We start from the raw sequence: 21,734 nt of genomic DNA, 5'->3' as shown, positions 1-21,734 counted from the left end.
GCCGCCGGCCGCTACTCGACGACCAGCTCGACGGGGATGTTGCCACGGGTCGCCCGGGAGTAGGGGCAGACCTCGTGGGCCTGCTTGACCAACTGCTGCCCCGTCTCGCCCGCGAGGGATTCGGGCAGCTCGACGCGGAGGGTGACGGCGAGTCCGAAGGCGGTGCCGTCCTTGCCGATGCCGACCTCGGCGGTGACGGACGCCTCGCTGGTGTCGATCTTCGCCTGGCGGCCGACGGCGCCGAGGGCGCTGGCGAAGCACGCGGCGTATCCGGCGGCGAAGAGCTGTTCGGGGTTGGTGCCCTGGCCATTGCCTCCCAGGGCCGGGGGCATGGCCAGGGTCAGGTCCAACTGGCCGTCGGAGCTGACGGCGCGGCCGTCGCGGCCGTTGGCGGTGGCGACGGCGGTGTACAGCGCGTCCATGGGAAACCAGCCCTCTCACTCGGTTCGGCGGCCCGCTCGGACCGCGCTCTCCCTCCAGTAGAGCACACAACTCAGTTGTGCACAACCGAATGGGGCGCGGCGAGCTACACTGGCCGTATGACGTCCTCGATCCCGCACGACATCGACGAAGTGCCCGAGGAGGAGTTCCTCCGCCTCGACCGGCAGATCTGCTTCTCCCTGCACGCGGCGTCGCGTGCGTTCGGCGGCGTGTACCGCGTGCTGCTCAAGGAGTTGGGGCTCACCTATCCGCAGTACCTGGTGATGCTGGTGCTGTGGGAGCACGGGGAGCAGCCTGTGAAGCGGCTCGGGGAGTATCTGCGGCTGGACTCCGGGACGTTGTCGCCGCTGATCAAGCGGTTGGAGGCGGCGGGATTCGTGCGGCGGGAGCGGAGTGCGGCGGACGAGCGGTCGGTGCATGTCCATCTCACCGGCGAGGGGATGGCGCTGCGCGCCCTGGCCGTCCGCGTGCCGCGCCGCATCGCCGAGGCGACGGGTTTCGACCTGGCGGAGATCCAGGACCTCCACACCCGTCTGGACCGTTTGACTGAGGCGTTGGACACGGCGGAGGTGGCGGAGGCGGCGGGCGCCGAGTAGGGCCCGGCCCGGAAAGCCGGTCGACGGGCCTGTGTGACCGAGTTCCCCCTCCGGGGGTTCTGGCGGGGCCGGGGGGTTGGGCCCTGGCGAGGGCGGTCAGGTCGGGGTGGTGCGGGTGTAGAGGCGGAGGACCACCCCGTACCCCCGCCGTTCCGCCGTCACTGTGAAGTCTCTGCTGAGGACGTCTCGTTTGGCGCGTTCCGTGGGGGTCGGGGGGTGCCAGGACCGGCGGTTCGCGTAGGACTCGGTGAGGACCCAGACGCGGGTGAGCGGGGCCATGCGGCGGCGGAGTTCGGCGGGGCCGACCTCCCGGCCGTACAGGGTGCCGGAGGCCGCCGCTCCGGAGCGGAGCGCCAGGTCACGGGTGCCCAGGAAGCCGTCCGGGTACGCCAGTTCGGTGCGGCGCCCGATCGACGGTACGTACAGCACCGCGTCCCCCGCCCGGAGGGCGCCGGCCGCCATCGCCGCCACGGCCGCCGGGTCGTCGGGCCGTTCGGCGGCCAGCCGGTCCGCCCGCAGCAGCGGCACCTGCCACCAGAAGGCGAGCCCCACCACCGCCGCCCCGAGCAGCGCGCCCGCCGCCCGGTGCGGCACCTGCCCCGGCGGCCGGAACCCCCGTACCGCCCCCGCCAGCCGCTCCGCGCCCGCCGCGGCCAGCAGCGGCGCCCCGGCCAGCGAGAACAGCACATAGCGCGCGTCGTACAGCGGCCACACCTGGGAGATCGAGAGCAGGGTCGCCGGGGGGACGACGAGCAGCGGCGCCGCGACCGCCACCAGAGTCGGCCGCCCCGGCCGCCCCCACCGGTCCGACCGCCCACCCCGCGCCCGCCACGCCGCCGCCCCGCTCACCGCGAGCGCCGCCAGGACCAGTTCGACCGCGACCACCAGCGGCGCGGGCCCGGTGAAGTCCCCCAGCAGCGTGAGGGCGTCGCCCCAGTCGGGCGGCCGGAGCCAGGACAGCTGCGCGGACTGTTCGCGCGAGACGAGCACCAGCGGCAGCGCGGCCACGCACACGCCGGCCGCCGCGCACCCCCACCCCCGCCACCGGTCGCCCGCCACGCGCGCGAGGAGCAGCGTCACGGCGTGCGCGCACAGCAGCAGGACGGCCAGTTCGTGCAGCAGGACGGTGCCGCCCAGGACGGCCGCGTACCAGAGCCAGGCGCGGACCGTTCCGGTGCGGACGGCGCGTACCAGGAGGAGGGTCGCCGCCAGGGCGCCCGCGGCGACGAGCGCGTACGAGCGGCCCTCCTGCGCGTAGTGGCCCGTCATCGGTGTGACCGCGTACAGGAGGCCCGCCCACAGGCCCACGCGCGGGCGCGCGAGGTGTGTGCCGAGCGCGCCGACCAGGCCGGCCGCGACGGAGGCGGCCAGCGCCGACGGCAGCCGCAGGACCACCTCGTCGGGGTGGACGGCGAGTACGGCGTGCATGGCGAGGTAGTACACGCCGTGCACCGCGTCGACGGTGTGCAGCAGATGCCAGATCTCCGGCAGGGACCGGCGTGCGACCTGGAAGGTGACGCCCTCGTCGCGCCACATGCCGCCCCGGTCGATGCCCCACAGCGCGAGCGCGAGCATCGTGAGGGCGGGTACGAGCACGGCCGGCGAGCGGGGCGCCGACAGGGTACGGCGCGCCGACAGACCCGCGCCCCGGCGCTTCGCGCGAAGCAACTCAACGACCCGAACCACGACCTGATCCACCATGCGCCCGATTTTCTGCCGATAACGACTCATTGAGGCGTATCGACAGGCTGTCGCACACTTTGTCGGCTTACGCTCCGGTCGATGACGCACGAGACGCTCGCCCCCCAGGACGCCCCCCAGGACGCCGCCGCGGACCCCCGTACCTCCCTGCCCCCGGGAACCCGCCACCGCCTGCTGGCACTCGGCGCCGGATGGCTCGGCACGCGCGCGGTGATGCTGGGGCTCCTCCTGCGGGACGACGCCGGATGGCTCGGCTCCGGCGGTGTGTCGCGCGAGGTGCACCAGCTCTACTTCCACTGGTACGGCGTCCTGAGGCAGGGCGGCTTCCCGGTGGGCGATCCGCTGTGGCAGTACCCACCGGGCGCGGGTCCGGTCCTCCTGTCGCCGGGGCTGCTGCCCTGGCTGACGTACTTCCAGGCGTTCGTCACGCTCACCCTGGTCGCCGACGCGGTCGTCACCGTCGCCCTCGCGCGCGCGGGCACGCGTCCCGGGCGCACACTCGCGGGAGCCCTGATGTGGACGGCCGGCCTCCCGCTGCTGCTCCAGATCCCGCTCGCCCGGTACGACGTCCAGGTCACCGCGTTCGCCGTCCTCGGCCTCCTGGTGATGGCACGCTCCCCGCGCGCGGGAGGTGTGTTCGCGGCGCTCGGCGGGCTGATCAAGGTGTGGCCCGCGCTGATCCTGCTGGGCACACCGCGCGGGCGCGCCACGGGCGCGGCATGGACGGCGGCTGCCGTCGCCGCCGGTGCCTGCCTGACGGTCCTCGCGGTCACCTTCCGCCATCCGCTGGAGTTCCTGGGCGAGCAGGGCGCGCGCGGGGTGCAGATCGAGTCCCTGGGCGGCACGCTCCTGGGCGTGGCCCGGCGCCTGGGCTGGCCGGGCGAGGTGCGCTACCGGTACGGGGCGATGGAGTTCACCGGGCCGTACGTGGACGCCGTCGCGGGCCTCTCGCTGGTCCTCACGGTGGCCACCCTCGTACTGCTGCTCCTGTGGCGGCTGCGGGCGCGGCGCTGGAACGAGGCGACGCCGTTCGACGCGGCGCTCACCGCCGTGCTCCTGTTCACCGTCACGAGCCGGGTGATCAGCCCGCAGTACATGGTGTGGCTGATCGGTCTCGCGGCCGTCTGCCTCACCTCGCGGCACACCACACAGCGACCCGTCGCGCTCCTGCTCGCCGTCGCGACCGCCACCAGCACGGTCGTGTACCCGGTGCTGTACGACGAGGTCATCGCGTCCACCTGGAACGGCTGTCTGCTGATGCTGCTGCGCAACGGGCTGCTGACGGCCGCCGCGGTGCTGTCCTTCCGCCGGCTGTGGCACTCCACCCGGGCGGACCCCCCGTACCCGCACTCCACGCGCGCGGGCGCCTCGTACGCGCACCCCACGCGCGCGGGACAGCCAGCAGCACGCGCGGGACAGCCGACAGAAGAACACGACAACCCGGCATCCCCCGACGGCTCCACGCAACCGGCGGGGCCCCTCGACCGTCCCACAGAAAAAGCGTAGGAATCCTCTCAACCGATACTTACCGGATCACTACTGAACAATTACCCGGATAATTACTCGCACCGTCTAAGGTCTCGCTCCGTGGATCTCTCGCCCCCGCACCCCGCACAGGCCCAGGTCGGCGTCGTCGTGATCGGTCACGACGACGCGGCGCACGTGCTGGACGCGGTGCGTTCGGCGCTCGCCCAGGGCGCGGCCGTCCGCGAGGTCGTCGCCGTGGACGACCGCTCCACGGACGACAGCGCGGACCTGCTGACCCGGCTCGCGGCGGCCGAGCCCCGGCTGCGGGTCGTGCGGCGGGAGACGAACAGCGGCGGCTGCGGCACCCCGCGCAACGACGGTGTCGCGGCCACGACGGCCCCGTACGTGATGTTCCTCGACAGCGACGACGTGCTGCCGCCCGGCGCGGTGGACGCGCTGCTGCGCGGCGCCCTCGCGCACGGCGCCGAGGTCACGTCGGGGCTGTGCGTGCGCCGTGAGCTGCCGTCCGGGCGCGAGGTGCCCTGGCAGCCCCGGCTCTACGCGAAGGAGACCGTCGTCGCGCGTCCCGTGCGGCGCCCCGGCCTGGTACGGGACACGCTCTGCGTCAACAAGCTGTACCGCGCCGACTTCCTGCGCGCACACGGCATCCGTTTCCCCGACGGGCACTTCCCCTACGAGGACTTCGTGTTCACCGCGCGCGTGTACGCCGCCGCGCCGCGCGTCGCGCTGATCCCGGACACCGTCTACGTGTGGCACGTACGACGGGACGCGGACCGGCTGTCGATCTCCCTGGACCGGTCCGGTATCGACAACTGGCGGGCGCGTACGGAGGCCCACCGGCAGGCCGTCGAAACGTTCCTCTCGGCCGGTGAGAAGCGCCTCGCGCGCGCGAGCCGCACGTCGTTCCTGGACCGCGGACTGCGCATGTACGCGCGCGAACTCGACCAGCGCGGCGCCGCGTACCGGCGCGCCTGGTGGGCGCATACGCGCGCGTACCTGTCGACGTTCGACACCGCGGACCTGGAGCGGGCGCCCGCCCCCGGGCGGGTCATCGCGCGCGTGATCCTCGCGTCTCCCGAACCGCGTGACCTGCCCCGCATCAAGGAGATCGCCGCCCGCCCCGCACGCCTGCGCCCGCCCTACGCGCGCGCGGCCGACGGCACCCCCGTCTGGTCCGACGACCTCCCCGAGGTCACCCTCGACCATCTGCTCGTCCGCCCGCTGCACCTGCTGCCCATCGCGGTGGACGCGGAGTTGCGTCCCCGCGCGCGTGCGTCCGTTCTGCGGCTGCGTCTGCACGAGTTGTACGGGCGGGTCGCGCAGGCAGGTCCGGAGGCGGTGGAGGCCGAGTTCACGGACCGGGCGAGCGGGCGGGTGGGGCAGCGGCGGACGGCGGCGTTCGCTCCGGAGGCCGGCGCGCCCGGGGACGGCTCCTGGGTCGCCGAGGCGCCCGTGGACCTGTCGGCGCTCGGCGCGGGCACCTGGGACCTCCGGCTGCGGCTGCGGTTCGCCGACGGCACGAGCCGTGACGCGTCGGCGCACGCGGTGGCGGGACCGGGGCTGCTGCGGCGCACGGCCTTGCCGAGTGTGCGCCGGGGCGTCCTTCTGGTCCAGCCGTACGCGACCCATGCGGGGGCGCTCGCGCTGCGGATCGCGCCCGGCGTGCGGGGCGTCACAGAGGTGGTGCGGCGCCGGGCCGCACGCCTGCTCACGCACGCGAGACGATGACCACGCGCGCGAGAGGATGACCCCGCACGCGGGACGATGACCGCGCGCGAGACGACGACCCCGACCCGAAAAGGTGAGTACGACCCCATGACCTGGCTGATCACCGGCGGCGCCGGCTACATCGGAGCGCATGTCGTCCGCGCGATGACCGAGGCGGGCGAACGGACCGTGGTCTACGACGACCTGTCCACCGGTGTCGCCGAGCGCATCCCCGACGGCGTACCCCTGGTCGTCGGCTCGACCCTGGACCGGGCGCTGGTGACGCGGGCGATCGCCGGGCACGGCATCACGGGCGTGGTGCATCTCGCGGCGAAGAAGCAGGTCGGCGAGTCCGTGGACCTGCCGCTGCACTACTACCACGAGAACGTCGAGGGCCTGCGGGTCCTCCTGGAGGCCGTGGTCGACGCGGGCGTCCCGTCGTTCGTGTTCTCGTCGTCCGCCGCGGTCTACGGCGCGCCGGACGGCGCCCCCGGCACCCTGGTCACGGAGGACACCTCGTGCGTGCCGATGAACCCGTACGGCGAGACCAAGCTGGCGGGCGAGTGGCTGGTACGGGCCGTCGGCCGCGCGCACGGCCTGGCGACCGCGTCCCTGCGGTACTTCAACGTCGCGGGCGCCGCGACCCCCGAACTCGCCGACACGGGCGTCTTCAACCTGGTCCCGATGGTCTTCGAGAAGCTGACGGCGGGCGAACCGCCGCGCATCTTCGGCGCCGACTACCCGACCCCGGACGGCACCTGCGTACGCGACTACATCCACGTGGTCGACCTGGCCGAGGCCCACGTAGCCGCCGCCCACCGCCTCGCCGCGTCCCCCGGCACCGACCTGACCCTCAATATCGGCCGCGGCGAAGGCGTTTCGGTCCGCGAGATGATCGACCGGATCGCCGGGATCACGGGCCACACCCTGCCCCCCACGATCACGGCCCGCCGCCCCGGCGACCCCCCGAGCGTCGTCGCATCGGCGGACCGCATCGCCGACACCCTCCACTGGAAATCCACCCACGACACCCACGACATGATCACCTCGGCCTGGCAGGGCTGGCTCCTGCGGCATCCGACGGCGGCAGGAGGCGCGGCGGGAGGTGCGGCGGGAGGTGCGGCGGGAGCCGAGGGGGCGGACCGAGCCGAGGAGGCGGACCGCTGACGGCGGCCACCCGTCCATGAGGTTGCCCTCAAAGAGACTTCAAGGCCGCCGCCGTCGCGCGGGACAGGGATGCCACGTAGCCCTTCGGGATCGGGTCCCGCATGACGGCCGTGTGCCAGTACAGGGGGCCCGAGATCAGGTCGAGGGCCAGGGATTCGTCGAGGGTCGGGGAGAGTTCGCCTCGGGCCGTGGCGGCGTGGAGGATGCCGCTCGCCACCCCGTGCTGCCCCTCGCGCAGCGCCTTCTGGAGGGCTTCGGCGATCTCCGGGTTGCGGGCCGCCTCGGCCTGGAGGTCGGGCAGGATCTGCGAGGCCAGCGGGTGCCGCAGGGCCCGGGACATCACCTCGTACAGCAGCCGCAGGTCGCCTTCGAGGGAGCCCGTGTCCGGCATGGGCAGACCCTGGACGGCGACCGCCGAGACGACGTCCAGGACGAGGTGGAGCTTGGAGCGCCAGCGCCGGTAGACGGCGGTCTTGCCGACGCCCGCGCGGCGCGCGATGCCCTCGATGGACATCCGGCCGTAGCCGACCGCGGCGAGTTCCCCGAAGACGGCGGCGCGGATCGCCTCGGTCTTGTCCTCGCGCAGCACGGCCGCCCCGGCGGGGGCCCGGCGGCGGCGCGGCGGCTCGTCACGTGCCGTTTCGCTCGTCGTCGACATACGGACAGCATAAAGCGTCACGACGATACGGTTGCGTTCCGACGTGCTAACGGCCTAGTCTCGACGTTGCGACGATACGGGTCCGTTCCGACGGAGCAGTGAACGACGGAGCAGTGCACACGGACAGCCCGCGGGTTCCGGCACGGGATCGCCCCCGGAATCGCCCCCGGAATCGCCCCCGGGACCCCCACCCCACCCCCGTATCCCCCCGCGTCAGCCTCCCCGAGCGAAAGCAACGGTTGTGAGCCAGGTCATCGACGCGCCGCCCGGTCCGGCGGCCACCCCTTCGGGCAGCACCCCCACGGGCACCCCGCCCTCGGACACCACGCCCCACCCCCCGTCCGGCACCCCCTCCCCCGCGGAGCTGGCCGCCCGGCACGGCCTCTCGGTCAGCGGCGCCCGCCCCACACTGCCCGCCTACGTCGCCCAGCTCTGGCGGCGACGGCACTTCATCACCGCGTTCGCCACCGCCAAACTCACCGCGCAGTACAGCCAGGCCAAGCTCGGCCAGGTCTGGCAGGTCATGACCCCGCTGCTGAACGCCGCGGTGTACTACTTCATCTTCGGCGTGCTGATGAACACCCGGCACGGCGTCGAGGACTTCGTCCCGTTCCTCGTCACCGGCGTCTTCGTCTTCACCTTCACGCAGCAGTCCGTGATGGCCGGCACCCGCGCCATCTCCGGCAACCTCGGCCTGGTCAGGGCCCTGCACTTCCCGCGCGCCGCGCTCCCCGTCTCCTTCGCGCTGCAACAGCTCCAGCAACTGCTGTTCTCCATGTGCGCGCTGGTCGTCATCCTGCTCGCCTTCGGCGTGCCGCCCACCCCGGCGTGGGTCCTGGTCGTACCGGTCCTGATCCTCCAGTTCACGTTCAACACCGGCCTCGCGCTGATCATGGCGCGCATGGGCAGCAGGACCCCCGACATCGCCCAGCTCATGCCCTTCGTCCTGCGGACCTGGATGTACACGTCCGGCGTGATGTGGAGCATCGAGAAGGTGGTGGCGGGCCGGGACATCCCGGGCTTCGTCAAGGTCCTCCTGGAGTGCAACCCGGCCGCCCTCTACATCGACCTCATGCGGTTCGCGCTGATCGACAGCTTCCACGCGAGCCAGCTGCCCGACCACGTCTGGGCCTGGGCCCTCGGCTGGGCCCTGCTCGCCGGCGTCGGCGGCTTCATCTACTTCTGGAAGGCAGAGGAGACCTACGGCCGTGGCTGACACCCCCGAAACCTCCAAGACCCCCGGCACCCCCGAACCCGCAAAGGCCCCCGGCACCCCCGAACCGGTCAAAACCCCCGGCACCTCCGAACCCCTCGTCCCCACCGTCATCGTCGACGCCGTGGACATCGTCTACCGCGTCCACGGCACCGGCTCCGGCCGCGGCACCGCCACCGCCGCCCTCAGCCGCATGCTGCGCCGCCGCAGCCGCACGGGCCGCGAGAAGAGCGACCGCGCCCTCGGCGTCCGTACCGTGCACGCCGTCAGGAACGTCTCGTTCACCGCCTACCGCGGCGAGGCGATCGGCCTGATCGGCACCAACGGCTCCGGCAAGTCCACCCTGCTCAAGGCCGTCGCGGGCCTGCTCCCCGTCGAGAACGGCCATATCTACACCGGCGGCCAGCCCTCCCTCCTCGGCGTCAACGCGGCCCTGATGAACGACCTGACCGGCGAGCGCAACGTCCACCTCGGCGGCCTCGCCATGGGCATGTCCCGCGAACAGGTCCGCGAGCGCTACGACGACATCGTCGAGTTCTCCGGCATCAACGAGAAGGGCGACTTCATCTCGCTGCCCATGCGGACCTACTCCTCGGGCATGGCCGCCCGGCTCCGGTTCTCGATCGCCGCCGCCAAGGACCACGACGTCCTGCTCATCGACGAGGCGCTGGCCACCGGCGACCGCTCCTTCCAGCGCCGCTCCGAGGCCCGTATCCGCGAACTGCGCAAGGAGGCCGGCACGGTCTTCCTGGTCAGCCACAGCAACAAGTCCATCCGCGACACCTGCGACCGCGTGCTGTGGCTGGAGCGCGGCGAGCTGCGCATGGACGGCCCCACGGACGACGTACTCAAGGAGTACGAGGCCTTCACCGGCGGCACGGACAAGCCGTCCCCTCCGAAGAAGAAGCCCCAGGAAAAGCCGCAGACGAAGCCCCAGGCGAAGCCCCCGGAGCAGCAGAAGGCGGAGCCGAAGGAAACAAATAAGGAAACAAATAGGGAGAAAGCAGAACCAAAGGCGCCGGACGCGCTTCTTCCCTCCTGAAGAACCAGCTTCCTGACGAACCAGCTCCCCGACGAACCTGACGAATTGCTCCGTTACGGACACTGTGGGAGCGTCGAGCGAGAGGTGAGGGGTGAAGGGTGAGGATGCCGGATCAGCCGCACCTGAGCGTCATCGTCCACGGCCGCAACGTCCAGGGCCATCTGGCCGCCTGCCTGGACGGCATCGCGGACCGGCCCTCCACGGCGACCGAGGTGATCGTCGCCGCGGTCGGCGCCTCGGCCCGCCGCGTCGCCGACACCTACGCCGCCCGCGACCCCCGCTTCACCACGGTGCCCCTCCCCGACGGCACCTCCGACGGCGCGGCCCGCGCGGCCGGTGCTGAGCGGGCGCGCGGCACCTGGCTGCACTTCACGCACGCCAAGGACCGGCTGCCCGCGGGCGCCCTGCGCACCATCGCGGACGCCACGTCGGGCCGGCCCGACGACGTCGACGTCGTCGTCATGGACCACACCCACTCGACCTGGCACACCTCGGGCGTGCCGTCCGACGACGGCCCGGTCCTGGCCCGCGCGGGCCGCTCCCCGCTCGGCCTCGCCGACTTCCCCGACCTGCTGCGCCTCACCCCCCTGCTGGGCAACCGCACCCTCCGCGCCACGTTCTGGCACGGCACCACCCCCGAACACCCCGCGGCGCACACCACCCCCGAACACCCCGCGGCGCACACCACCCCCGAACACCCCGCGGCGCACACCACCCCCGAACACCCTCCGGCACACACCGCCCCCGCCCTCTTCGCCACCCTCGAAGACGAACCCACCCTCGCCTACGCCACCCTCGTCCACGCCCGCCGCATCGCCGCCGCCGACCAGGTCGTCCTCGACGACCGCAGGCTGCGCATCGCGAGCCTGCCGCCGCTCACACCCGCCGAGCAGTTCGCGGTCGTGGAGCGGTACGAGGCCGTGCAGAGCCTGATGGCGGGGCTCGGTACGCCCAGGGCGGCGCGGGCCGTGTTCTACGACGTGATGGTCGCCGCCTGGCTGCGGATCATCGCCCGTGACGCCCTGCCCGCCCCGGTCGCCAAGGAGTTCTTCCACCGGGCGTCGCGCGCCGCCGCCCGCTGGCGCCCCGACGGCCATGTACGCCCCGAAGGGCTCGACGGCATCCGGCACGCCCTGCTGGAACAGGATGCCTTTGACAGGTATCGCGCGTTCCAGACCGTCAACCACAAGCGACGCGAACTGCGGACCGAGTTCGCGCGCCGCAAACGCAAGGTCGGCACCGCACTGCGCGACCACCGCTACCGCAAGGCCCTGGACCAGCCCGTGGACGACAACCTCGCCGTGTTCTCCGCGTACTGGGACCGGGGCATCGCCTGCAATCCGGCGGCCATCGCGGCCAAACTCGGCGAACTCGCCCCGCGCATCCACCCGGTGTGGGTGGTGTCGGCCGCGAACGCGCCGCTGCTGCCCCCCGGCACCGACCACATCGTGCCCGGCACCCGGCGGTACTGGGCCGTGATGGCCCACGCCAAGTACCTCGTCAACAACGTCAACTTCCCCGGCGCGGTCGTCAAACGCCCCGACGCGATCCACCTCCAGACCCACCACGGAACCCCGCTGAAGCGGATGGGCCTGGACCAGCGCGACTATCCGACGGCGTCCAAGGGCCTCAACTTCCAAAGCCTCCTCGCCCGCGTCGACAAATGGGACTACAGCGTCTCCGCGAACACGCACTCCACGGAGATGTGGGAGAGCGCGTACCCCTCCCACTTCGTCTCGCTCGACCACGGCTACCCGCGCAACGACGTCCTCCACCACGCGACCGCCGCCGACATCCTCGCCGTACGCGCACGGCTAGGCGTCGCCCCCGGCCGCACCGCCCTCCTGTACGCGCCGACGCACCGCGACTACGAGGCGAGCTGGACCCCCCGGCTCGACCTCGCCGACCTCGCCGAACGCCTCGGCGACGACACCGTGATCCTGGTCCGCGGCCACTACTTCTACGGCGGTGCCGCGTCCCCGCTCGCCGGTCTGCGGCGCGATGGCCGCATCATCGACGTCTCCGCGTACGACCCGGTCGAGGAGCTGGCGCTCGCCGCCGACGCGCTCGTCACGGACTACTCGTCCATCATGTTCGACTACGCCAATCTGGACCGCCCGATCGTCGTGTACGCCGATGACTGGGAGACGTACGCGAAGACGCGCGGTGTGTACTTCGACCTGATGGAGAGTCCGCCGGGGCAGGTGGTCCGTACGCAGAACGAACTGACCGAGGTGTTCCGTTCCGGGGCGTGGCGCGACGCGTCGGCGGCGAAGGCGAGGGCCGCGTTCCGGCGCCGGTTCTGCGAGTTCGACGACGGGCGGGCGGCCGAGCGGGTGGTGCGCCGGGTCTTCCTCGGCGAGGACGAGTCGGCGCTGCCCCCGGTGATCCCGGTCGACGCGCGCACCCCCGTCCCCACCCCGGAGGAGGCCGCCGCGCGATGAACAGCCATCCGATGACCGGCGGCCGACCTACGAACGGCCGCCCCGCGCCCGATGTCACCGTGACGGTCATCGTCTTCAACGACGCCGAACGGCTGCCGCGCGCCGTGGCGTCGCTGCGCCGCCAGACCCACGCGAACATCGAGATCGTCATCAGCGACGACCACTCCACGGACCACACCCCGGCGGTGGCCCGCGCGCTGGCCGCCGAGGACGACCGGATCACCTATCTGCGGCTCCCCGAGAACAGCGGCGGATGCAGCGCGCCCCGCAACCGCGCACTCGACATCGCCCGCGCCCCGTACGTCATGTTCCTCGACAGCGACGACGAACTCCCGCCCCGGTCGGTCGAGTCGCTGCTCGCCGCGCACCACGAACGGGACATCGACTTCGCGATGGGCGCCGTCGAACGGGTCCGCACCGACACCGGCCGAGTCTCCACCTGGATGCCGCACCTGGTCGCCGAGCGGCGCACGGTCGACGGCATCGACGCCGAACCCCGGCTGCTCTTCGAGCACTTGTCGACCAGCAAGATGTACCGCAAGGACTTCCTCGACCGGCACGCCCTCCGCTTCCCCGAGGGCATCCACTACGAGGACCAGTTGTTCTCGGCCCAGGCGTACTGTCTGGCCCGCTCCTTCACGATCATCCCGGAGCCGGTCTACCGCTGGTACATCGCGCCGTACGCCACCACGGCCGACGCTTCCATATCGAACCAGCGGCACAAACTCGCCAACGTCCGCGACCGCGTCCATGTCCAGCGCCTCATCGACGCCTTCCTCACCGACAGCGGCCACGCGTCGATCCGCGAGGACAAGGACTACAAGTTCCTCAAGCACGACTTCCGGATGTACGCGGGCGACCTCCCGTACCGCGACGACGCCTGGCTTGCCGGCTTCGCCGAGATCATGGACCCGTACCTGGCGACCCTCTCCCCCGCCGCGTACGCCCGGCTGCCGCGCGCGGAACGCGTGGTGATCCAGCTCGTACGGGACCGGCGCTTCGCCGATGTCCGGCTCGCGGCGCGCGGGCTCGGGCAGGGCGTGGCACCCCGCTCCACCGTCACGGACGCGGACGGCCGGATCTACTGGGGCGACCGGGTGCCCGACACGGAGGACGGGCGCACCGCGCTGGACCTCACGGACCAGCGGGTGGACAGCCGCCCGTTCCCGAGCGCGCTGTTCCGGCACGAGATCCTGTCGGTGGAACGGGGTCCCGGCGCGAGCGTCGACCTGACGATCCGGACGTACGACCCGGGGCTGCGGCTGCCGGTCGGGCCGCGTGTGGCGAGCATCGCGGTGGCGCCGGGGCGGCGCCGGCTGACGGTCCCGTTCCGTCTGGACCCGGTACGGCCCGGCGTCTTCGAGGGCCGCGTACGCCTGGATCTGGCGGCGGCCCCACTCCCCCTCCAGGGCTTTGAAGGCACCCGCCACCCAATCCTGATCCTGGAGGAACAGCACCTCCGCAACACGGGCCTCCTCCTGGCCCCCCTGACCTTCCCGAGTCTGACGACAAAAACAGGCCACCACCGCATCACAGTGGAACCGGAAGCCAGAGCAGCGGGCCGCCTACAACTCCACTGGACCCCAACGGGCCTCCCGTCCCTACTCCAGCCAATAACCCACCGCCTGAGCACCCCAAGAACCCGAAAACTGACAGACCTGATAGCAAGCGCCTTGCGATAACCAACACAAAGCCCAACGGCACCCCATCCCACCCCCAACCCGTTAGCACCCCAATCCACCCCAAACCCGTTGTGGGCAGGCGTTCCGCACGGCGGAACGGGTGGGCACAACCCCATGCAACGGCTCCCCGTGAACAGAAACCTCAGCCCCGTACCACCTCATACAGCACCAACCCCTGAGGCCCCGTAGCAACAGCCCGTACCCCACCCCACACAGGCCCCCCAACCACCCACCGCACCCCATACTCCCGAAGCACCCTCCCCCGCTCGGCATCCGAAGCCGAAGGCGAGTAGTACAGATCACGATCCCGCCCCCGCACCCCCTCATCCGCAAGAAACACATCCGGATACCCGGGCGCCACGGTGTACCCCCCGTACGCCGGAATCTGCCGCGCGGGAAACGTCTGAGCCATCACCACATCCCCGTACCGCACCCACGGCACCACCCACCGATACCCCACCCAGGGCGCCCGGTACTTCTCCGCAACAACAGAGGGCAACGCCCGCAACGGCACCACATACCCCAGCGTCCCCGACTGGCTAAACATCCCCACGGCCAGTGCCCCGCACAACACCCCGCCGAAAGCCCGCCGCACGGCGACACCCCGCGCCTCGAACACCTCGACCGCCGCCGCGACCTGCGCCGGGATCAGCGCCGCGGGCAACACCCGCCCCCACGCGTAATGCCCGGTCACCCCACCCGCCGCGAACACCACCGCGCCGATCGCGAAGAAGATCACCAGCGGATCCCGGCGGTCCCGGCGCCACCGCAGGGCGAGCGCGACGACCCCGAGCAGCGCGAGCCCGACGTGCGGCAGTAGTTGCCGGTACAGCGACTGGTGGATCGCGTCGAGGCCCCCACCTGTAGTCAGCAGCCTGAAGAAGAAGTAGTACGGCCATTCGTTGAGCAGCGCGACGCCGAGCGCGAGCCCGGCCGCGAGCCGCAGCCAGACGGCCTCGCCGGGCCACGGCCGCGCGCCGGCGAGCATCGCGAGGACCCCGATGGTCGCGACCACACCGGAGAACTGGTGGCTCAGCAGCACCACAGCCCACAGCAGCCCCAGCCCGAGGAAGACCCACCAGGAGGCCGCGGTCCGCAGCGCGCCGCGCAGCCCGGCCCACAGATGGAAGGCGAGGCCCAGCGCGAACGTACTGGGATACGCGACGGTCAGCGCGAGCGACCCGAGGCCGGGGAAGCCGCTCCAGTCGAACCGCTCGGTCCCCCAGAGCAGCAGCACGCAGAGCACGGCGACGGCGGGCGCGGCCCGGTGCGCGCTCAGGGTCCGTACGAACCGCCACACCCCCGTGACGAGCAGGATCAGCCCGACGGCGGCGGCGATCCGCAGGACAGTGAAGGTCCCGAGCCCGGTCACCTTGGCGAAGGCGCCGAGCAGGACGGTCCAGGGCGAGTAGTACGGGCTCGGCGTGTCCGCGTCGACCAGCGGGTTGCCGGGGGCGGTGAGGCTGTGCCGGAGGCGTTCGATCGTCGCGGCGTGCATGCCGAGGTCGCCGGCCCACGGCAACCGCACGATGACGAGCGCGAGCAGCAGGAGCAGGGCCCCGGCGGCGGTCCAGGCGACGGCGGTCCAGGCGACGGCTGCCGATGCGGCGCCGGACCGGTCAGCCGTTGGCTCCATGGACTCCGCCGCCCCGTTCCGGTTCAAGTCGCCCATCGTGCTGGAAAACCCAGGTGCGGTACACCAGGAAACGGAAGGCGGAGGCGAGGCCGATGGACAACGCCTTGGCGGCGTTGGATTCGAGCGGGCCCGTCATACCCGCGCCGTGGTAGGCAGCGTAGAAGAGGACGGTCTCCATGAAGACGCCGATGCCGCTGAAGACGAAGAACAGCAGGATCTGCTGCCGGGTCCGCGAGGCACGGTCGCGGTAGGCGAAGAAGCGGAAGCCGATGTAGTTGCTCGCCATGGCGACGCAACTCGCCAGGACCGTCGCGGTCATCGGGCCGGACGCCAGGCCGTGCAGCAGCAGGTTGAAGACGACGAAGTTGACCGCGACCCCGCTGCCGCCGACGATCCCGAACTTGACGACTTCCAGCGCGAGACGGCGCAGGCGGGCGAGCGCGGGCCCGGCCGCGGGCAGTTGCCGCGGCGGGCTGTGGGACACATTCACGGTCACGAAGTGGACACCCCTCAAGTCTGACAATCGGGTCCACTTTAGACGGAATGCCGGAATTTTCCCTGAACGCCGACGGGGCGCCCCGCACCGTGTGGTGCCGGACGCCCCGCCTGACGTGCCGCACGTATCAGCTGTGCGTCCGCAGCAGCGTCCGCATGGTCCGCATCGCGACCGACAGATTCGCCAGGTCGAACGCGTCCGAACTCTGGATCTCCTCCAGGGTCGTCCGGGCCCTGCTGAGGATCGGCGCGTTCTTCTCCTCCCATGCCTTGAACCGCTGCTCGGGCGTCGAGGCGCCGTTGCCGACGGCGAGGACGTCCGCGGTGAGCGCCGCGTGCGCCGCGAACAGGTCCTCGCGGATCGAGGCCCGCGCCATCGACTGCCAGCGGTCGGCCCGCGGCAGTTCGATGATCCGGTCCATGAGCTGGGTGATCCGCAGCCGGTCCGCGAGGTCGTAGTACACCTCGGCGACCGCCATCGGGTCCTTGTCCATCCGGTCCGCGATGGCCACGATGTCGAGCGCGGGGAACGCCGACGAGAACCCGGCGACCCGCGTCGCCAGCTCGCCCGGCACCCCGGCGCCCGTCAACTCGTCGTGGATCCGCTGGTACCACTCGACGTCCGCGCCGCGCAGCAGCTTCGGCAGCTCGGACCAGACCTGGGCGACACCTTCGCGGAAGAAGTCGATGGTCTCGGCGAGTTGCAGCGGCTGCGGCCGGTTGTTCAGCAGCCAGCGCGTGCCGCGCTCGACCAGGCGCCGCGAGTGCAGCCGGACCCGGGTCTGGACGTCGGCCGCCACCACGTTGTCGAGGGCCTCGACCGCGTCCCACACCGCGCCGAGCCCGAAGATCTCCCGCGCGGCGAGCTGCGCCCGCACGATCTCCTCCAGGGACGCGCCGGACTCCTCACGCAGCCGGTGCAGGAACGTCGAACCGCCGGTGTTCACGGTGTCGTTGACGAGGACGGTCGTCACGATCTCGCGGTTCAGCGCGTGCCCGTCGACCTGCTCGGGGAACCGGTCGACCAGCGCCTGCGGGAAGTACGCGTGCAGCAGCCGGCGCAGATACGGGTCGTCGGGCAGCCCGGTACCGATCAGCTCCTCGGCGGCCGTGATCTTGGTGTAGGCGAGCAGGACGGCGAGTTCGGGCTGGGTCAGCCCGCGGCCCGCGCTCATCCGCTCCCGGATCTGCCGGTCGGTCGGCAGGAACTCCAGGGCGCGGTCGAGCGCGCCGTCCTTGCCGAGGCGGCGCATGAACCGCTGGTGGGCGTGGAGCAGCGAGGGCGACTGGGCCATTCCGTTGGCGAGGGCCACGTTCTGCGCGTAGTTGTTGCGCAGGACGAGACGGCCGACCTCGTCGGTCATCTCGGCGAGGAACGCGTTGCGCTGCTTGACGGTCATGTCGCCGTCCGCGACGACCGCGTTGAGCAGGATCTTGATGTTCACCTCGTGGTCGGAGGTGTCCACGCCCGCGCTGTTGTCGATGGCGTCGGTGTTGACCCGGCCGCCGTTCGTCGCGAACTCGATCCGGCCGAGCTGGGTCAGCCCCAGGTTGCCGCCCTCGCCGACGACCTTGGCACGCAGATCGGCGCCGTCCACACGGATCGCGTCGTTGGCCTTGTCGCCGACCTCGGCGTTCGACTCCGTTGACGCCTTCACATAGGTGCCGATCCCGCCGTTCCACAGCAGGTCGACGGGTGCCTGGAGGATCGCCCGCATCAGGTCGGCCGGGGTCATCTTGGCGGTACCGGACTCGATGCCGAGGGCTTCACGGATGTGCGAATTGAGCTGGATCGCCTTGGCGGTACGCGGGAAGATCCCGCCGCCCGACGACATCAGCGACTTGTCGTAGTCCGCCCACGAGGAGCGCGGCAGCTCGAACAGGCGGCGCCGCTCGGCGTAGGAGACGGCCGCGTCGGGGCGCGGGTCGATGAAGATGTGCCGGTGGTCGAAGGCCGCGACCAGCCGGATGTGCTCGGACAGCAGCATGCCGTTGCCGAACACGTCACCGGACATGTCGCCGACGCCGACCGCCGTGAAGTCCTCGGTCTGCGTGTCGTGCCCCAGCTCCCGGAAGTGCCGCTTCACGGACTCCCAGGCGCCGCGCGCGGTGATGCCCATGCCCTTGTGGTCGTAGCCCGCGCTGCCGCCGGACGCGAAGGCGTCGCCGAGCCAGAAGTGGTAGCTCTGCGCCACGTCGTTGGCGATGTCCGAGAACGTCGCGGTGCCCTTGTCGGCGGCGACCACGAGATAGGTGTCGTCCTCGTCGTGCCGGACCACGTCGTCGGGCGGCACGACCTCACCGGCCACCATGTTGTCGGTGATGTCGAGCAGCGCCGAGATGAACGTCTTGTACGAGGCGACACCCTCGGCGAGCCACGCGTCCCGGTCGGCGGACGGGTCCGGGAGCTGCTTGGCGACGAAGCCGCCCTTCGCACCGACCGGCACGATGACGGTGTTCTTGACCATCTGCGCCTTGACCAGGCCGAGGATCTCCGTACGGAAGTCCTCCCGCCGGTCCGACCAGCGCAGCCCACCGCGCGCGACCTTCCCGAACCGCAGATGCACACCCTCGACCCGGGGCGAGTACACCCAGATCTCGTACGCGGGCCTCGGCGCCGGCAGGTCCGGGATGGCCTGCGGGTCGAACTTCATCGACACGTACGCGTGCGGGTTGCCGCCCGGGATCTGCTTGCCGCCCTGGGCGTCGGCGCTCTGGAAGAAGTTGGTGCGCAGCGTGGCCTTGATGACGGTGAGGAACGACCGCAGGATGCGGTCCTCGTCGAGCGAGGCGACCTGGTCGAGCGCGCCGTCCAGCTCCTCAAGGAGCCCGTCGATCAGCTCCGTACCGGCGCGCTGCCGCTCGGGCGCCATCCGCGCCTCGAACAGGTTGACGAGCAGCCGGGTGGTGTGGACGTTGTTGCGGAGGGTGTCCTCCATGTAGTCCTGGCTGAATGTCGAACCGGCCTGCCGCAGGTACTTGGCGTAGGCGCGCAGCACCATCGCCTCGCGCCAGTTGAGCCCGGCGCTCAGCACGAGGGCGTTGAAGCCGTCGTTCTCGGCGGCGCCCGTCCAGGTCGCGGCGAACGCCTCCTGGAACCGCTCACGGCCGTCGTCGCCGAGATAGTCGCCGTTGCCGCTGCCGAACCGGGGCATGCGCAGGCCGAAGTCGTAGATCCACGCGGTGGTGCGGTCCGAGCAGCGCAGCTCGTAGGGCCGCTCGTCGGTGACCTCGACGCCGAGCCGGTTGAGTACCGGAAGGACCGCCGACAGGGAGACCTGCGCGCCCGTGCGGTAGATCTTGAAGCGGCGCTCGTCGGGCGCGCTGCCCACCGGCTCGTACAGGCTGAGCGCGAAGTCCTTCTCGGAGTGCGTCAGCGCCTCCATGTGGACCAGGTCGGCGACGGCGGCGCGCGGGGTGTGGTCCGCCTTGTAGCCCTCGGGGAACGCGCCCCCGTAGCGGCGCAGCAGTCCGGCGGCCCGCTCCTCGCCGCACTCGGCGTTCAGCGCCTCCGCGAACCCGTCGGCCCAGGAGCGCGCGGCGTCCACGAGCCGGGCCTCGATACGGTCCTTGTCGGCATCGCTCAGGCGCGGCAGCTCGGTGCCGGGCGCGACCCGGACGACGAAGTGCAGCCGGGACAGGATCGACTCGGTGTTCCAGGCCGTGAAGTCGACGCTGGTGCCGTGCAGCTCCTCCTTGAGGATGTCGATGATCCGCAGCCGCACCCCGGTCGTGTACCGGTCACGCGGCAGATAGACGAGCGCCGAGTAGTAGCGCCCGTACTCGTCCTTGCGCAGGTACAGCCGCAGCCGGCGGCGCTCCTGGAGGTAGAGGACGCTGGTGACGATGGACCGCAGCTCGTCGGCGGGCGTCTGGAACAGCTCGTCGCGCGGGTAGGTCTCCAGGATCTGGAGCAGGTCGCGGCCGTCGTGGCTGTTCGGCGAGAAGCCCGCGCCCTGGAGGACCTCCTCGACCTTCCGCCGGATGACCGGCACGCGCCGCACCGACTCGGTGTACGCGGCCGACGAGAACAGGCCGAGGAAGCGCCGCTCACCGACGACATTGCCGTCGGCGTCGAACTTCTTCACCCCGACGTAGTCCAGGTACGAGGGCCGGTGCACGGTGGCGCGGCTGTTGGCCTTCGTCAGGACGAGCAGCTTGTGCTCGCGGGCCTTGGCGCGGGCGTCGGCGGGCAGCCGGCTGAAGGACGGGCTCACCGGGTGGTGGTCGTCGGTGCCGTGCTGCGGGTCGGAGCGCAGGATGCCGAGCCCGGTGCCGGGCACGGGCGCGAGGGAGTCGTCGTCACGCAGGTCGTACTCGCGGAAGCCGAGGAAGGTGAAGTGGTCGGCGGCGAGCCAGCGCAGCAGCTCACGGGCCTCCTCGACCTCCTGGTCGCGCAGGTCGTCGGCGGTGGGCTCGGTCGGCAGCTCATCGGCGATGCGCAGGGCCGCGTCGCGCATCTTCTCCCAGTCCTCGACGGCCTCACGGGCGTCGGACAGCACCCGCAGCAGATCGGCGGTGATCTGCTTGAGGTCCGCGCGGTCGGTCTCGCGGTCGATCTCCACATGGATCCACGACTCGACGAGGGCGTCGTGCGGCAGGTCCTGCTTGCGCAGCGCGGCGGCCCGCCCGGCGGGCAGCACCTCCAGGAGCTTGCCGGTGAGGTCGCGGCGGACCACGACCTGCGGGTGGATCACCACATGGATGCCGCGGCCCTGCCGGGACAGCTCATTGGTGACGGAGTCCACCAGGAACGGCATGTCGTCGGTGACCACCTCGACCACGGAGTGGCTGCACGTCCAGCCGTTCTCCTCGACGGTCGGGGTGTGCACCCGGACGTTCGCCGTGCCCTGGGGGCGGTTCTCTGCGAGCCGGTAGTGGGAGAAAGCGGCGCCGAAGACGTCGACCGGGTCACGGTCGGCGAGGTCCTCGGGGGCGGTGTGCAGGTAGTAGCGCTGGAGGAACGCGAGCACGGTGTCCTGGTCGGGCATGCCCTCGTCCGTCGTCCCAGTCGGTAGATACCCCCCGACCGGGCTGTTCTCAGCTACCCGGGCGGCCCGTGCGAGCAGCTCGGCCTTGGCTTCGTCCAGCTTGGTCTGCATTGTCCTCTGGCTCCTGTCGCGCGCCGTTGCGTGACGTAGAAGAAAGTGAAGAGACGTAACGCCACGACGCGGGGTGTCCGGTCGCTGTCGACGTTATGCCGGGATGAGAGATACGCGGGGCGGAATCGGCCATTTTCGACCACTCGACCCGGCTGAGAAGATCAACGACCGCCCGTGCACGGATGTCCTCCATGTGCACCGGGCGCAGGGCAGGGGCAACGACGCCCCCGCGAGATATCGCGCTGATCACGGGTCAAGGCTATCGCTCCCCACCCGGGAGCCGTCATGAGCCGTATGTGTACAAAACCAGCGGTCAAACTTTGACACTCTGCACAGCATCTGGGGGGCGCGGGATGTGCGGG

General features: G+C 71.5%; 14 protein-coding genes. 8 read left to right on the top strand and 6 right to left on the bottom strand.

The genetic code is table 11. The features are described 5' to 3' along the window. Window positions 1-11: 11 nt before the first annotated feature. Window positions 12-422, bottom strand: a complete 411-nt coding sequence (locus ACIQNU_RS00170; protein WP_401359013.1) for an organic hydroperoxide resistance protein — start codon at window positions 420-422, stop codon at window positions 12-14. 117 nt (window positions 423-539) lie between these two features. Between ACIQNU_RS00170 and ACIQNU_RS00165 the strand changes: the two genes are divergently transcribed. Beyond that, entirely contained in the window at window positions 540-1,037 is a 498-nt protein-coding gene (locus tag ACIQNU_RS00165) for a MarR family winged helix-turn-helix transcriptional regulator (RefSeq protein ID WP_401359010.1), read from the top strand. Between the two features lie 96 nt (window positions 1,038-1,133). On the opposite strand, the gene ACIQNU_RS00160 is transcribed toward ACIQNU_RS00165, so the two are convergent. Continuing rightward, window positions 1,134-2,738 carry a glycosyltransferase family 39 protein gene (locus ACIQNU_RS00160; RefSeq protein ID WP_401359007.1) on the bottom strand — a complete coding sequence of 535 codons (1,605 nt, stop codon included), beginning with the start codon at window positions 2,736-2,738 and terminating at the stop codon, window positions 1,134-1,136. 81 nt (window positions 2,739-2,819) lie between these two features. Here ACIQNU_RS00160 and ACIQNU_RS00155 point away from each other — a divergent pair, with 81 nt between their 5' ends. The 3 genes from ACIQNU_RS00155 to galE all read left to right on the top strand — a co-directional run bounded on the left by ACIQNU_RS00155 (window position 2,820) and on the right by galE (window position 7,100). After that, window positions 2,820-4,244: a glycosyltransferase 87 family protein gene (locus ACIQNU_RS00155; RefSeq protein ID WP_401359005.1), complete on the top strand. Its 1,425-nt coding sequence runs from the start codon at window positions 2,820-2,822 to the stop codon at window positions 4,242-4,244. An 81-nt stretch (window positions 4,245-4,325) separates the two neighbouring features. Beyond that, window positions 4,326-5,954 (top strand): glycosyltransferase family 2 protein, encoded by a 1,629-nt coding sequence (locus ACIQNU_RS00150; protein ID WP_401359003.1) that lies wholly within the window; start codon window positions 4,326-4,328, stop codon window positions 5,952-5,954. A gap of 87 nt (window positions 5,955-6,041) precedes the next feature. Further along, window positions 6,042-7,100 (top strand): UDP-glucose 4-epimerase GalE, encoded by a 1,059-nt coding sequence (galE, locus tag ACIQNU_RS00145; protein WP_401359000.1) that lies wholly within the window; start codon window positions 6,042-6,044, stop codon window positions 7,098-7,100. 28 nt (window positions 7,101-7,128) lie between these two features. On the opposite strand, the gene ACIQNU_RS00140 is transcribed toward galE, so the two are convergent. Further along, window positions 7,129-7,758 carry a TetR/AcrR family transcriptional regulator gene (locus ACIQNU_RS00140; RefSeq protein WP_401358997.1) on the bottom strand — a complete coding sequence of 210 codons (630 nt, stop codon included), beginning with the start codon at window positions 7,756-7,758 and terminating at the stop codon, window positions 7,129-7,131. A gap of 241 nt (window positions 7,759-7,999) precedes the next feature. Here ACIQNU_RS00140 and ACIQNU_RS00135 point away from each other — a divergent pair, with 241 nt between their 5' ends. The 4 genes from ACIQNU_RS00135 (at window position 8,000) to ACIQNU_RS00120 (ending at window position 14,139) form a co-directional block, all read left to right on the top strand. Then, window positions 8,000-8,974 carry an ABC transporter permease gene (locus ACIQNU_RS00135; protein ID WP_401358995.1) on the top strand — a complete coding sequence of 325 codons (975 nt, stop codon included), beginning with the start codon at window positions 8,000-8,002 and terminating at the stop codon, window positions 8,972-8,974. 109 nt (window positions 8,975-9,083) lie between these two features. After that, on the top strand, window positions 9,084-10,013 hold the full coding sequence (locus ACIQNU_RS00130) for an ABC transporter ATP-binding protein (protein ID WP_401362307.1): 930 nt from the start codon (window positions 9,084-9,086) through the stop codon (window positions 10,011-10,013). A gap of 104 nt (window positions 10,014-10,117) precedes the next feature. After that, a complete protein-coding gene (locus ACIQNU_RS00125) occupies window positions 10,118-12,457 on the top strand; it encodes a CDP-glycerol glycerophosphotransferase family protein (protein WP_401358992.1) in 2,340 nt (779 codons plus the stop codon). Further along, window positions 12,454-14,139, top strand: a complete 1,686-nt coding sequence (locus ACIQNU_RS00120; RefSeq protein ID WP_401358990.1) for a glycosyltransferase family 2 protein — start codon at window positions 12,454-12,456, stop codon at window positions 14,137-14,139. The genes ACIQNU_RS00125 and ACIQNU_RS00120 overlap by 4 nt, the downstream gene beginning before the upstream one ends. A 142-nt stretch (window positions 14,140-14,281) precedes the next feature. Here the strand turns inward: ACIQNU_RS00120 and ACIQNU_RS00115 are convergent, their stop codons facing one another. The 3 genes from ACIQNU_RS00115 to ACIQNU_RS00105 form a co-directional block, all read right to left on the bottom strand. Beyond that, complete coding sequence (locus ACIQNU_RS00115) at window positions 14,282-15,775, bottom strand: hypothetical protein (protein WP_401358987.1); 1,494 nt, start codon at window positions 15,773-15,775, stop codon at window positions 14,282-14,284. After that, the gene (locus ACIQNU_RS00110; protein ID WP_401358984.1) at window positions 15,759-16,271 is read right to left on the bottom strand and encodes a GtrA family protein; all 513 of its coding nucleotides are present in this window, start codon (window positions 16,269-16,271) and stop codon (window positions 15,759-15,761) included. The genes ACIQNU_RS00115 and ACIQNU_RS00110 overlap by 17 nt, the downstream gene beginning before the upstream one ends. Window positions 16,272-16,398: 127 nt before the next feature. Continuing rightward, window positions 16,399-21,372, bottom strand: coding sequence for an NAD-glutamate dehydrogenase (locus ACIQNU_RS00105; RefSeq protein ID WP_401358982.1), 4,974 nt, complete (start codon window positions 21,370-21,372; stop codon window positions 16,399-16,401). Window positions 21,373-21,734 lie beyond the last annotated feature (362 nt).

Source organism: Streptomyces sp. NPDC091292 (genome assembly GCF_044757265.1).
Taxonomy (GTDB): Bacteria; Actinomycetota; Actinomycetes; order Streptomycetales; family Streptomycetaceae; genus Streptomyces.
Note: the sequence above shows the minus strand (reverse complement) of the source record. Positions and strands in the feature narration are given on the sequence as shown.